The sequence below is a fragment of the Halomonas sp. SCS19 genome (assembly GCF_040147015.1).
Classification (GTDB): Bacteria; Pseudomonadota; Gammaproteobacteria; order Pseudomonadales; family Halomonadaceae; genus Halomonas; species Halomonas litopenaei.
Genome location: NZ_JAMSHN010000001.1, coordinates 1,613,945 through 1,627,689, shown reverse-complemented (window position 1 = coordinate 1,627,689; position 13,745 = coordinate 1,613,945). Strand labels below are relative to the sequence as shown.

Genomic DNA, 13,745 nt, shown 5'->3' with positions numbered 1-13,745 from the left:
GAGCCCGCCCGGCATGGCCAACTTCCGCACCCACCTCAGCGTGGCCGCCGCCGGCGGCGCGGTGCTGGCCCATGGTGGCTGGCAGGCGGGGCTATGGTCGGCGCTCGACAGCCTGCCGATGCTGGCGCTGACGACCCTGGGCGGCATCCTCCCCGATATCGACTCCGACAGCTCCAAGGCGATCCGGCTGATCTTCAATCTGATGGCGGTGCCGGCGGTGGTGGCCGGCGCGGTGATGCTGCAGGAGCGCTTCTCCGACGGCACCTTGCTGCTGGTGTGCGGCGCCATCTATCTGGCGGTGCGCTATGTGGCCGGCGCGATCTTTGCCCGCTTCACCGTCCACCGGGGGCTCTGGCACTCGCTACTGGCCGCGGCCATGTGCGGCCTGGCGACCGCGGCGCTCAGCCACCATCTGTTCGCACCACCGGACGCCATGGCCTGGGCCCACGGCGGCGCCCTGACCTTTGGCTTTGCCATCCATCTGTTGCTCGATGAGCTTTACAGCGTGGATCTGAACGGGGCGCGACTGAAACGCTCCTTCGGTACCGCCTTCAAACCGTTTGACTGGGGCGATCCCGGCAACTCTCTGGCGATGCTGTGCGTGACCCTGAGTCTGGCGCCCTGGCTGCCGTCCTGGGACGCGCTGCAGGGGCTGGTCGATCAGGGCGTGGCGCTGGTGTCGGGGCGCTGGCGATAGTCGTCGGGCTTGAGGGCGTGCTTCTTGAGCTTGTCGTAGAGGGTCTTTCGCGGGAGTCCCAGGTGCTCGCAGACCTCGTTGATACGGCCGTGGTGGCGGGCCAGCGACTGGCTGACCAGCTGTTTCTCGAACAGCTCCACCTGCTGGGGCAGCGGCAGCTCGCCACCGTCGCTGCCGACGCCTTCCATCAAGGCGTCGAGGCGGTAGTCGCAGGTGCTGCCGAGCAGCACGTAGCGCTCCGCCAGGTTGCGTAGCTCACGGGCGTTGCCGGGCCAGTCGTGGGCCAGCAGCGCGGTGACGCCGGCCGCGTCCAGCGGTGGCGCCTCCATGCCGCTGCGGCTGGCGGCCACCGCGGCGAAGTGGTGAAACAGCAGCGGGATATCCTCGCGGCGCTCGCGCAGCGGCGGAATCATCAGGGTCACCACGTTGAGGCGGTAGTACAGGTCCTCGCGGAACTCGCCGGCCTCGGCGGCCGCCTTGAGGTCGATCTTGGTGGCGGCGATCACCCGAATGTCGAGTGTCACCGGGGTATTGCTGCCCAGGCGCTCGACCTGGCGCTCCTGCAGTACCCGCAGCAGCTTGACCTGCAGCGCCAGCGGCATGGACTCGATCTCGTCGAGGAAGACGGTGCCGCCGGCGGCATGCTCGAACTTGCCGATGCGCCGCTCCACCGCGCCGGTAAAGGCGCCTTTCTCGTGGCCGAACAGCTCGGACTCGATGGTGCTCTCGGGCACCGCGCCGCAGTTGATGGCGACGAAGGGCTTGCCGCCGCGGGCGCTGCGCTCGTGGATCGCGCGGGCCACCAGGTCCTTGCCGGCGCCGGTCTCGCCGAACAGCAGCACGTCGGCCTCGACCTGACTGATGCGCTGGACCATCGACGACAGCCGCTTGATCGCCGGGGTGCGCCCTACCAGGCGTGGGCCTGGCGCGGTCTGCTGGGCCTCGAGCTCGGCCTTGAGGAAGCGGTTTTCCAGGCTCAGTCGACGCTTCTCGACGCCTCGCCGCACGACCTCGCCCAGGCGTTCACCGGGAAACGGCTTCTCGAGAAAGTCCCAGGCGCCTTCCCGCATGGCTTCCACCGCGGTGGATACGTCGCCATGACCGGTGATCAGTACCACCGGCAGGTCCGGATCGCGCTGACGAATCTCTCTGAGCAGGCTCATGCCGTCCATGCCGGGCATGCGGATATCGCTGATCACCACCCCGCTGAAGTCCCGGTCCAGGGTGGCCAAGGCCTGTTCGGCGCTGGGAAAGGGCAGCGGTCGATAGCCGGCCAGTTCCAGCGTCTGGCCCAGGGTGACCCTCAGGTGCTCTTCGTCGTCGATGATCATCACGGGGGCTTCGTCGGTCATGTGGCGTGGCTCTCATCGTGGGGCGGGAGGACGTGCTCGGCCTGGGGCAGCTCGATGGTAAAGCGTGCTCCGCCCAGAGGCGAGACACCGGCCTGCAGGCGGCCGCCGAGATCATCGATGATCCGTGCGGAGATGGACAGCCCGAGCCCCAGTCCGGCGCCGGGGGCCTTGGTGGTGTAGAAGGGCTCGAACACCTGGCGGCGCTGGTCCTCGGGGACGCCGGGGCCGTTGTCGTCGACCCATAGCCTGACGCGGCCATCGGCGGCGGCCACGCCCAGTATCAGCTGTGGTGACGGCGTCTGTGCCATGGCCTGGAGCGCATTGCCGATCAGGTTGACCAGCACCTGCTCGAGTCTGACCAGGTCGGCCAGTACCCAGGGCGCTTCCTCCGGGGTGTCGAACACCACCTCGACCTGCTGCTCGCCGAGGCGTGCCTTGAACAGGCGCAAGGCGTAGTCGAGGCAGGCGCGGGTCGACACCGGGCTTGGCGGCTCACCGCTCTTGCGCGAGAACTGGCGCAACTGGGCGCTGATCTCGGCCATGCGGCCGGTGAGTTCGATAATCTCGCCGAGGTTGGCGTCGACGGTGTCGTGGCGCTGTCGGGCGAGAAAGCCCCGGGCGTTCTCGGCGTAGGCGCGGATGGCCGCCAGTGGTTGATTGAGCTCGTGGTTGATGCCGGCGGCGAGCTGGCCGAGCACCGCCAGCTTGGCGGCCTGGGTCAGCTCGTCACGGGTCTGGCGCAGGGTCGCCTCGGTGCGCCGGCGCTCCTCGATCTCGTCGGATAGCCGGCGATTGGTGGCGAGCAGGTCGCGGGTCCGGCTGGCCACGTTGCGCTCGAGCTCGTCACGGGCTTGCGCCAGGGTGGTGCGCTCACGCTCGGCGAAGGCTTCGCGCTCCCGGCGCAGTCGGTGGCGCTGCCAGCCGATGCCTCCGGCCAGTGCCAGCAGGCCGTATAGACCACCCCCCATCAGCATCGCCTGCCACTGGGCCTCGATCACCGGGGCCATGGGCTTGAGGATATGCATCTGCCAGCCCAGGGTGGGAAAGTCCCGAGTGACGCCAAGGTAGTGCCCGGACGCCAACGGGCCGCTGTCGAAGCCCACCAGTCTGGCGTCGTTGGCGAGGTGATCGACGACCTCGAGGCCGCTCGGCTTCAGTGCTTCATCGGCGTAACGCCGCGAGTCGCGCAGCTCGGCCAGGCGCGGTGGCGCCAGCGGGGTGAGAGAGGTCAGGCGCAGCTCGGGTTGGCTGGCCATGAACACGATACCGTTCTGATCCACCACCAGCAGGCTGGTCCCCGGACTCTGCCAGCTCGCCTCCAGCGTATCGACGCGGACCTTGACCACCATCACCCCGGCCGGGGTGGCGTCGGGATTGACTTCGTCGAGCCAGACCGGTGCCGAGAAGTAGTAGCCGCGATCCATCGATACCACGCCGAGGCCGTGGAAGCGGCCGTAGTGCCCGGCGATGGCGTCCTGATAGTAGGGGCGAAAACGATAGTTCTGGCCGATGAAGTTGTCGGGGCGGTGCCAGTTGCTGGCCGCCAGGGTGGTGCCCTCGGCGTCGAGCAGGTAGATGTCGGAGACGCCGGTGGTACTCCGGAAACGGTTGAGCAGTCGGTTGAGCGGCATCACGTCCTGGCCGTCCGGGGCGCTCAGGTATCGCTTGACGGTTTCCCGGGTGGCAAGCAGTTCCGGCAGGTATTCGTGGCGTGACAGGTAACCGGTCAGGCCAGTGGCGGAAAGCCTGAGTTCGGTATCGGCATCACGCTTGAGCGAGGCCAGCGCCTGCTCACGAGCCAGGGTGGCGCTCTGCCACAGCACCAGGGCGAGACCCAGCGCCAGCGCCAGCGCCAGGGTGCGACGATTCAGCCAGCGTGACCAGCGGCGCATCGACTAGCGCGACCGGCGCGGCGGCATGACCTGGGCTCGCCGCAACGCTCGCTGCGAGCGGGTCTCGGCGCGCTCCATCTCGAGCAGACCCTCTTCGACGTAGACCAGGTGTTCGTGGGCCAGCGCCTGGGCGTCTTCGGCGCGCCCCTCGAGGATGGCGTCGAGCAGTGCCCGATGCTGCTGCATCAGGCGGGGGCGTGCCTCTGGCTTCTCGAACAGATGGGCGAGATTGTCGACGATACTGCGTTCCAGCAGGTGGAAGATGCCGCGAATGGTGTGCAGCAGAAGGACGTTGTGGGCGGACTCGGCGATCGCCAGGTGAAAGGCGGCGTCGGCCTTGGCCTCACCTTGGGGGTCCTCGCCGAGAAAGGACGTCTCGAGCTCTTCGAAGCGCTGAATCAACAGCGCCCTGTCGGTGGGTGTCGAGCGCAGCGCCGCATAGTAGGCTGACAGGCCTTCCATGGCGTCACGGAATTCGAGCAGGTCCAGGTGGAACTCGCCGTGGCGAGACAGCATTTCCAGCAGCGGGTCGCTGTAGCCGCTGTTGAGGGCCTCGGTGATATAGGTGCCACCGCCCTGGCGGCTGACCAGCAGGCCGCGGGCGGCCAGTTTCTGGATCGCTTCGCGCAACGACGGGCGCGAGACACCGAAGCGCTCGGCCAGTTCGCGTTCGGGGGGCAGGCGCTGGCCGGGGGTCAGGCTGCCTTCCAGAATCAGCGCCTCGAGGCGCTCGGTGATCACATCGGCCAGGCGAGGCTGGCGCACGGGCTGGTAGGCCATGGCGGTTTATCATCGACGTGGGAACGAGGCCGCCAGTGTAACGACAACTAATTGGTATTACCAATAAACGGGGTTGTCCTGTTGCCTGTCCTGATCCTCGTTCTTCCCAGATTATCAACCTGTTACGTTCACAGCCATCGGGACATAGACCAAAGTATAGCGCAAAGTCCGAGCAAAAATCGGCGTCTGGTTTGACACTCTGGAAGAGCGAACCTACTGTGCCTAGATTCGGCGTTGTCAATTGGTTTTACCAATTTACTCCAACTCTATCCCTGGCGGTCGTTGGCAAGACCGATGATGCTCCGGGGGCCTCGGTTCCGGCGGTCCAGACGAGGCGTGCAGCGGTAGCCTGCTCGCCTCTGTTGTGCCGCTATTGATACCGGGAACAACGACAACGTCCTGCCGTGCCTGACCCTGAGGACCCCGCGATGACCGCCGTCAAGCTTTATCCCCCTCGCCCCGACAAGGTCTACCTGTTCGGAACCTGTCTGATCGACATGCTCTATCCCGAGGCTGGCCTCGATGCCGTTCGGCTGCTCGAGCGTGAAGGGATCGAGGTGATCTTCCCCGACGACCAGACCTGCTGCGGCCAGCCCGCCTACACCTCTGGTTACCACACCGAGGCCCGGGCGGTGGCCAGGGCCCAGCTCGACCTGTTTCCCGAGCCCTGGCCGATCATCGTGCCGTCGGGCTCCTGTGGCGGCATGATGCGCACCCACTATCCCTCGCTGTTTGCCGGCACCCCCGAGGAGGCAAGGGCCAGGGAGGTCGCCGATCGGGTGTTCGAACTGACCGAATTCCTGGTCCACGTCTGCCACCTGACGCTTGAGGATCGAGGCGCGCCGGAGAAGGTTGCCATGCATACCTCGTGCAGCGCCCGTCGCGAAATGGGCCTCGCCGAGACCGGCCCCGCGCTGCTGGCCAAGCTTGGCCAGGTCGAGCTGGTGGAGCAGGAGCGGGCCAGCGAATGCTGTGGATTCGGCGGGACTTTTGCGGTGCGCCATCCGGAGGTGTCCGGTGCCATGGTCGAAGACAAGAGTCGTGCCATCGAAGCCGCCGGCGCAGAGCGTTTCGTGACCTCCGACTGTGGCTGTCTGATGAACATCGCCGGGCGTCTGGCCCACCGCGACAGCACGCTCGAAGGCGAGCACATCGCTTCCTATCTGTGGCGGAGGACCTCATGAGCCAGCCTGTTCAGACCTTTACCCCCCAGGCGTTCCATCGCCAGGCCCACGAGGCGCTGGAGAATCCGCAGATCCGTGCCAACTTCCGCAAGGCGATGGACGGCCTGATGGGCAAGCGGCGCAAGGCCTTCGACGACTGGGACCTGGAGACCCTGCGTGAGCTGGGGGCCAATATCCGGCTACGTGCACTGTCGAAGCTGCCCGACCTGCTCGAACAGCTCGAGGCCAACTGCGAGGCCAACGGCATCCGCGTTCACTGGGCGGAGAACGGCGAGCAGGCCTGCGAGCTGATCACCGAGATATGTCAGCGTCATGGCGCGTCCTCGGTGATCAAGGGCAAGTCCATGGTGTCCGAGGAAATGCACCTGAACGCCCATCTGGAGAAGGCGGGCATCGATGCCCTGGAGTCGGATCTGGGCGAGTATCTGGTGCAGCTCAATGAGCAGACGCCGTCTCATATCATCATGCCGGCGATTCACCTCAACACCGGTGAAATCTCCGACATCATGCACGAGCGCACCGGGACCGAACGCACCACCGACGTGGACGCGATGACCGCAGCGGCCAGGGCCCAGCTGCGCGAGCGTTTCATGACGGCGGATGTCGGGGTGTCCGGGGTCAATTTCGCGGTGGCCGAGACCGGTACCCTGTGCCTGGTGGAGAACGAAGGCAACGGGCGCCTGACCACCACCGCGCCGCCGGTGCACATCGCCGTGACCGGCATCGAGAAGGTGGTCGAGCACCTGGCCGACGTGCCGCCGCTCTACGCCCTGCTGACGCGCTCTGCCACCGGCCAGCACGTGACTACCTACTTCAACATGATCAGTTCTCCACGCAAGGCCGACGAACATGACGGCCCCGAAGAGGTGCATCTGGTGCTGGTCGACAGCGGTCGCTCGCGGGTCTACCAGGACGATGAACTGCTCGACACCCTGCGCTGCATCCGTTGCGGCGCCTGCATGAACCACTGCCCGGTGTACACCCGGGTCGGCGGTCACACCTACGGCACCACCTACCCGGGGCCGATCGGCGCCATCCTGATGCCGCACCTGATGGGGCTTGAAGCGACCAAGGATCTACCGTCGGCGTCGAGCCTGTGCGGCGCCTGCGGTGAGGTGTGCCCGGTCAAGATACCGATACCGGACCTGCTGGTGCGTCTGCGGCGTGAGGCCGTGGGCGACGGCGTCGGCAATGTGCCCGGTGCCGGGGTCAAGCGCTCGCGCAAGGAGGTCGCCGCGTGGAAGAGCTGGCAGTGGCTGGCTACCCATCCCGGAGCCTGGCGAGGCGCTACCCTGGTCGCCGGCAGCTTCCGTGCGCTGGCGCCGTCCCACCTGGGGCCCTGGACGGAGTACCGCAGCGCCCCGAAGCCGGCCAAGACGTCACTTCACACGCTGATCAAGCGTCATCGCAAGGAGCAGGGCGAATGAGTGCCAGAGACAACATTCTGGGTCGCCTGCGCGATCGCCAGGGCGGACCGCTGTCGGCCCCCGACAGCGACTTCGGCGTGGTCACCGGGCGCCAGTGGTCGCGCCACGAACGACTCGAGCGCTTCGAGCACTGGATCTCCTCGGTGCATGGTGAGGTGATTCACTGTGACTCTGCCGGCTGGACCGAGACCCTCGCCAAGGTGCTGGCGGACAAAGGCGTCAAGCGCCTGGCGCTGGGCCGGGAGCATCCGGTAGCGCAGCAGGCCCGTGAGGCCCTGGCGGATCATGAGGTCGAACTGGTCGACGCCGACCGTGACATCGAGGGCTGGAAGCGTGAGCTGTTCGACGGCGTCGAGGCTGGCCTTACGTCCACCCGTGGCGCCATCGCCGAGACCGGCAGTCTGTGGCTGTGGCCGACCCCGGATGAACCGCGTCTGCTGAGCCTGGTGCCGCCTTTGCATATCGCCGTGCTCGATGCCGACAGCGTCGAAGACACCTTCTTCGATGTCGTCACCGGGCAAGGCTGGGCGAGCGCCATGCCGACCAATGCGCTGCTGATCTCGGGGCCGAGCAAGACCTCGGATATCGAGCAGACGCTGGCTTACGGCGTACACGGTCCAAGAGAACTGGTGGTCATCCTGCGCGACGCCTGATTCACCGTGCTCGCGTGCGACACCTGCGACATCGGAGTGGTTTGCGTCCTGACGCGCGTCATGCAAGTTGGCTATAGTGTGCGTTCCCGACGATGTTCTGTTGTCGGCGCAGGAAGCGAAATTCAACTGATGGAGGCAGGCATGTCCAAGCAGCAGTGTCCGGGGTCGAAACGCCCACTTTGCAAGGCCATTTCCCCTTTGCTGGTGATCAGCGGGGTGTCCATGGCGGTCTTGCTGAGCGGATGCCAGGACGACGGCGGTAGCCAGGGCGGGCGGTTTGTCGAGGCGCCGGATGTTGCGCTGGGCGAAGCGATTGAGGGCGAATTGACCTCGCAAAGCGGGATCAACCTCAAGGATGGCTCGCGCCACGACCGTCGCTGGGTCTGCGGCGAGGCCGAATCTGGTGTGCTCTACCAGCTCGATTCACCCTTTGCCGCCAGCCTCTCGGTGTATTCCGAAGACGGCAAGTGGCAGGGAGGTGCGAGCAGCACCCAGGAGGCGCCGGCATCGCTGTTGCTGTCTTCCGCCGAGGGGTGCTCGCTGGTGGTCGTCAGCAGCGACGACATGGCAGGCTTTGGCCCCTACTCGCTGAAGCCGACTGAGGCCCAGGCGTCCGAGACGCTGGGCGACGACCAGGACGTCGTCGGGGCGCTGGGAGGCGAGGCGGCGAGCTACAGCTTCTCGCTCGAGCAGGCTCGCCAGGTCTCTCTGGTGCTTGCCGGTGCGTCTGACGCATCGCTGGTGCTCAGTGGCAATGGTGTCGAGCATAAGGCCGCGCGCTGCGGTGATGACCAGCAGACCCTGAAGGCGTTCCTCGATCCTGGTGACTATGAGGTGCGTGTGACGCCTGGTCAGCCGGTCAAGGAACGCGTGGACCTGGAATGCCAGGATGACTTCGTCAGCGTCGGTGACGGCTATCGTCTGTCGATGCAGCAAGCCGATCTTTCCAGCGGCGAGCGTAATGCCGGACCGCTGCGCTCCGGTGACAGCATCACCGGTACCCTGGCCGACGCCTCCTCCAGCAACACCTACAGCCTCAAGATCGACGAGCCCACCAGCGTCAATCTGTCGCTCGCCTCCAGCGATTTCGACACCGTGCTGCGGGTACGCGGCGGCCAGACCAATATCGAGGTCGATGATTCGGGCAGCGGTACCGACTCTCATCTCGACAGCGTACTGATGCCGGGCGACTACCGGGTGGTGGTCAGCGGCTACGGGGGCGAGTCCGGCGGCTATTCGCTGGAGCTTTCGACCTCGCCCTTCGACGGCGAGTTGAAGAACGAAGGGGCCATCGAGCCAGGTGAGTCTGTGCAGGGCATGGCCGGCGGGTTTCAACCCAATGCCTACACCCTGGACATCGAGCAGCCCTCCGAGGTGACGATTGCACTGTCGTCCTCTGCCTTCGACACCCAGCTCTATCTCGAGGGCAACGGTGTGTCGCTCAGCGACGATGACGGCGGCGGTGGTACCAATTCGCGGCTGAGCGAGGTGCTCGAGCCCGGCAGCTATCGCATCGAGGTGGCAAGCTACTCGGGTGTCGCTTCGGGCATGTTCCGGCTGGAGACCGACGTCACTGCCTTCGATGGCGAAATGCGCAACAGCGGTGAGCTGCAGCAGGGAGAGACGGTGCGCGGCATGGTGGGGGCCAGCGGTGTCAATCAATACAGCTTCACCCTGGAAGACGCCGCAGAGGTGACCCTGGATATGAACTCCAGCGCCTTCGACGCCATGCTTGGCCTGCGCGGCGAAGGAATCGACACCAGCGATGACGATGGTGGCTCGGGTACCAATTCGCGTATCAGCGCGATCCTCGAGGCTGGTACCTACAGTGTCGATGCGCGAAGCTTCAGTGGCTCCGGCACCTACTCGCTGAGCCTGTCGCAGACGCCCTTCAGCGGCGAACTGCGCTCCGAGGGTGAAATTCGCACCGGCGAGACCCTTTACGGTCAACTCGATGCCAGCGGTAGGCTCAACTACCAGCTGGTGGTCGAAGAGGCTGGCGTCATCAGCATCGAGACTCAGTCCGACGCCGTGGATACGCTGTTGGAGCTCGAGGGTGAGGGCGTGTTCTTCCAGGACGACGACGGTGGCAGTACCCAACTCGGGTCGCTGATCGAAACCCGTCTGGAGCCAGGTGTCTATGACGTTACCGTCAGCGGCTATGGCGGGGGCGGCGGCATCGTCCAGATCGACGTCAGGGGCTAACCCCTAGCGCCAAACGCCACTCTTCGGAGTGGCGTTTTAGTATCTGAACGGCTGCAATAGCGAATAATCAGACAGGGAGCGCACCATGACGGCCATCACCACCACCAAGCCCAGCATTTCCATCGACGAGTTGACGGCGATGCTGACCGAACGCCTGCCCACCGAGCGATTGGTCCAGGATCCGCTGCGCCGGCTGGCCTACGGTACCGATGCCAGCTTCTATCGGCTGGTGCCGAGCCTGGTGGTGAGGCCGGAGACCGAACAGGAGCTTGTCGAAGTCATTGGCGCCTGCCGCGAGGGCAACTGGCCGATGACCTTCCGCGCCGCAGGTACCTCGCTGTCCGGTCAGGCCATCACCGATGGGGTGCTGATTCAGCTGGGACGTGGCTGGCGCGATGCTCGTGTGCTCGATGACGGTGCCAGAATTGACCTGCAGCCAGGCGTTATCGGCGCCAGGGCCAACGAGCTGCTGGCGCCCTTTGGGCGCAAGATCGGGCCGGACCCGGCGTCCATCGCCAGTTGCATGATCGGCGGCATCGCCGCCAACAATGCATCGGGCATGTGCTGTGGCACCGCCCAGAATACTTATCGGACCCTGGACAGCCTGCGCATGGTGCTGCTCGATGGCACGGTACTGGATACCGCCGATGCCGACAGCGTGGCAGCCTTTCGTCAAAGCCATGCGGCCCTGCTCGATGGGCTGGAGCGACTGTCGACCAATGTGCGCACCGATCTCGAGCTGGCCAAGCGCATTCGCCACAAGTATCGCCTGAAAAACACCACCGGCTACGCTCTCAACAGCCTGGTGGATTTCCGTGATGGTGTGGATATCCTGGCCCACCTGATGATCGGCTCCGAGGGTACCCTGGGCTGCATCACCCGCATCACCTATCAGTCGGTACCAGAGCCGCCGCGCAAGGCCGCCGCCCTGATCTTCTTCCCGGATCTCGGCAGCGCCTGCCGCGCCACCATCGCCTTGCGTGGCACCGGCGTGGCGGCGGTGGAACTGATGGATCGTGCGGGGCTGCGTTCGGTGGAGCGGCAGCCGGGCATGCCGGAGCAGCTGCGTGAGCTACCGGACGGCGCCACGGCATTGCTGGTGGATGTCCGCGAGGAGGATGGGCCTCGGCTGGAGGCGCGTATCGAGGAGGTCGGCCAGGCGCTGGAAGGCATCACCACCCTCGAGCCCATCGCCTTCACCGAAGACCCGGTCAGCTACGCGCTCTACTGGAAGGTACGCAAGGGACTGTTCCCCGCCGTCGGTGCCGTGCGTGATCTCGGAACTACCGTGGTGATCGAGGACGTGGCCTTTCCCATCGAACGGCTGGAGGAGGGTGTCGCCGCCCTGACCGAGGCGTTCAAGCGCCATGGCTACGACGACGCCCTGCTGTTTGGTCACGCCCTGGAAGGCAATCTGCACTTCGTCTTCCCTCAGGGCTTTGAGCGTCCGGGGGAGAAGGAGCGCTACCAGGCGCTGATGGCAGATGTCGCCCAGTTGGTAGCCGTGGACTTCGGTGGCTCGCTCAAGGCCGAGCACGGCACCGGCCGCAATATGGCACCCTTTGTGGAGCTGGAGTGGGGCGAAGAGGCCTATGCTCTGATGTGGCAGATCAAGGCGTTGTTCGATCCGGGCCATCTGCTCAACCCCGATGTGATGCTGACGCGCAACCCGACGCTGCACCTCGAAAATCTGAAGCCATTGCCCGAGGCCGATCCCATCGTCGATCGCTGCATCGAGTGTGGCTTCTGCGAAGCCGTGTGTCCTTCACGCGAGCTGACGCTGACGCCTCGCCAGCGCATCGTGCTGACCCGCGAGCGAGCTCGCCTGGCAGCCCTGTATGAGTTGAGCGATGAAGAGCGAGAGCGTCGCGATGCCTTCGAGCAGAGTGCGCTTTACGATATCGATGTCACCTGCGCCGCCGATGGCATGTGCGGGACGCGCTGCCCGGTCGGTATCAATACCGGCGAGATGGTGCTCGCCATGCGCCAGGAACGTCATGTCGGCAAGCAGGAATTGGCAAGGCGAATCGGGCGTCACTTCTCCGGGGCTACCAAGATTGCCCGGGGCGGCCTACGTGCGGCCAGCCTGGGGCGTGGGATCATCGGCGACGCTTTGATGGCCCGAGCCAGTCAGGGTGTTCACAAGGCCAGCGGCAAGCGTGTCCCACAGTGGATACCGGCGATACCTGCCGCCGCCCCGATTCGGGTGCTCAAGTCGTCGCGGCCATCGGCGGGCGCATCGTCCGCCGAGGGGCCGCGCGATTCGGTGGTGTACTTCCCTTCCTGCGCCACTCGGGTGTTTGGCGCCGACAAGCGGGACGAATCGGCGCGTGCGGTGATGGAGATCGTACTGAGTCTGCTCGACAGAGCCGGGTATGACGTCATCATTCCCGAAATGCCAGGCCACCTGTGTTGCGGGATGGCATTTTCCTCCAAGGGGATGGATAACGAGGCGACGCACAAGGCGCGCGAACTCAACCGGGAGTTGCTGGTCGCGAGCCAGAACGGTCGTTTCCCGGTGCTGTTCGATACCAGTCCTTGCAGCTTGCAGGTCGAGGGGCATCTGGATGAGCGCTTGAAGGTGCAGGAGCCGGTGGCCTTCGCCCATGACCACCTGTTGCCGCGCCTGGAGGTGACGCCGCTGGACTGCAAGGTGGCGGTGCACGTGACCTGCTCCAGCCATCGCAAGGGGCTGACCGACTCCTTCGTGGAGCTGGCGCGTGCGTGTGCCAGGGAGGTGGTGGTGCCGAATGGTATCAGTTGCTGCGGATTTGCCGGCGACAAGGGCTTGCGCGTACCGGAACTGACGGCTTCATCGCTGCGCGATCTGTCGGGGCAGGTGGCGGGCTGTGACTTTGGTGTCTCCAATTCGAGAACCTGCGAGATGGGCATGACCCAGCACTCCGGTCTTACCTATCACTCCATACTGGAGTTGCTGGACCGCGCGAGTCAGCCGACTGCTCAAGGGGGCGTATCGGAAGAGCGCACCGTCTCGCTGTAAGGCCCTGCTCCAGGTCGCGACTGAAGCCTGAACCGCTGTCGATGACGCCCCGAAGACAGCTCGATAAACTTTTTTGCATAAGGGTATTGCCAAGGGCGGAGGGGATGCGTAAAGTACGCATCCGCTGCCGGCGACGAGCAAACGTCACAGGCGGTGAAGGGTGGTGAAAGTGATTGTTTTGAAAAGGCTTTTTAAAGTCTTCGAAAAATTCCCCACTTGACGGGCAACGAGAAATCGGTAAAATGCTCGCCACTCGATCGGAGTCGCCAGGACGGCATCGCAGGATGCGCGTCAGGCTCGCTTCGCTTTCTCTTGGGTCCTGCAGGTATCGCTTGCACGGCGAAAAAAGAAAGCCTTGACGAAACGCTTCGATTGTGTAGAATACGCCTTCCTCGCAGGGCGCTGCGCCAACAGGCGCTGCAAAGCGAGACGCTCTTCCGGCCGGGTGCCGCAAGAGCAGCTCTTTAAGCTCTCTATAGAGCCCAGAGCACGCTCTTTAATAATTTGATCAGGTAATTCATGTGGGCGCTTGCCGATGAGTCAGTGACAATGTC

Annotated in this window: 9 protein-coding genes; 6 read left to right on the top strand and 3 right to left on the bottom strand. The window is 65.1% G+C overall.

Annotated elements, in window-relative coordinates:
* The first annotated feature begins 13 nt into the window (after positions 1-13).
* Entirely contained in the window at positions 14-697 is a 684-nt protein-coding gene (locus NFH97_RS06955) for a metal-dependent hydrolase (protein WP_045992228.1), read from the top strand.
* On the opposite strand, the gene NFH97_RS06950 is transcribed toward NFH97_RS06955, so the two are convergent.
* The 3 genes from NFH97_RS06950 to NFH97_RS06940 are packed head-to-tail and all read right to left on the bottom strand — an operon-like array spanning position 661 to position 4,721.
* A complete protein-coding gene (locus tag NFH97_RS06950; protein ID WP_213227304.1) occupies positions 661-2,049 on the bottom strand; it encodes a sigma-54-dependent transcriptional regulator in 1,389 nt (462 codons plus the stop codon). The genes NFH97_RS06955 and NFH97_RS06950 overlap by 37 nt on opposite strands.
* Complete coding sequence (locus NFH97_RS06945; RefSeq protein ID WP_287163486.1) at positions 2,046-3,941, bottom strand: sensor histidine kinase; 1,896 nt, start codon at positions 3,939-3,941, stop codon at positions 2,046-2,048. The genes NFH97_RS06950 and NFH97_RS06945 overlap by 4 nt, the downstream gene beginning before the upstream one ends.
* A gap of 3 nt (positions 3,942-3,944) precedes the next feature.
* Positions 3,945-4,721: a GntR family transcriptional regulator gene (locus tag NFH97_RS06940; protein ID WP_045992225.1), complete on the bottom strand. Its 777-nt coding sequence runs from the start codon at positions 4,719-4,721 to the stop codon at positions 3,945-3,947.
* Between the two features lie 428 nt (positions 4,722-5,149).
* Between NFH97_RS06940 and NFH97_RS06935 the strand changes: the two genes are divergently transcribed.
* From NFH97_RS06935 to NFH97_RS06915, 5 genes are all read left to right on the top strand, one after another.
* A complete protein-coding gene (locus tag NFH97_RS06935) occupies positions 5,150-5,905 on the top strand; it encodes a (Fe-S)-binding protein (RefSeq protein WP_045992224.1) in 756 nt (251 codons plus the stop codon).
* The gene (locus tag NFH97_RS06930) at positions 5,902-7,332 is read left to right on the top strand and encodes a LutB/LldF family L-lactate oxidation iron-sulfur protein (protein ID WP_349624595.1); all 1,431 of its coding nucleotides are present in this window, start codon (positions 5,902-5,904) and stop codon (positions 7,330-7,332) included. The genes NFH97_RS06935 and NFH97_RS06930 overlap by 4 nt, the downstream gene beginning before the upstream one ends.
* Positions 7,329-7,985 (top strand): LutC/YkgG family protein, encoded by a 657-nt coding sequence (locus NFH97_RS06925; protein ID WP_349624594.1) that lies wholly within the window; start codon positions 7,329-7,331, stop codon positions 7,983-7,985. The genes NFH97_RS06930 and NFH97_RS06925 overlap by 4 nt, the downstream gene beginning before the upstream one ends.
* A 141-nt stretch (positions 7,986-8,126) precedes the next feature.
* Positions 8,127-10,190 carry a hypothetical protein gene (locus NFH97_RS06920; RefSeq protein ID WP_349624593.1) on the top strand — a complete coding sequence of 688 codons (2,064 nt, stop codon included), beginning with the start codon at positions 8,127-8,129 and terminating at the stop codon, positions 10,188-10,190.
* Between the two features lie 85 nt (positions 10,191-10,275).
* Positions 10,276-13,191 (top strand): FAD-binding and (Fe-S)-binding domain-containing protein, encoded by a 2,916-nt coding sequence (locus tag NFH97_RS06915; protein WP_287163479.1) that lies wholly within the window; start codon positions 10,276-10,278, stop codon positions 13,189-13,191.
* The last annotated feature ends 554 nt before the right edge of the window (positions 13,192-13,745 follow it).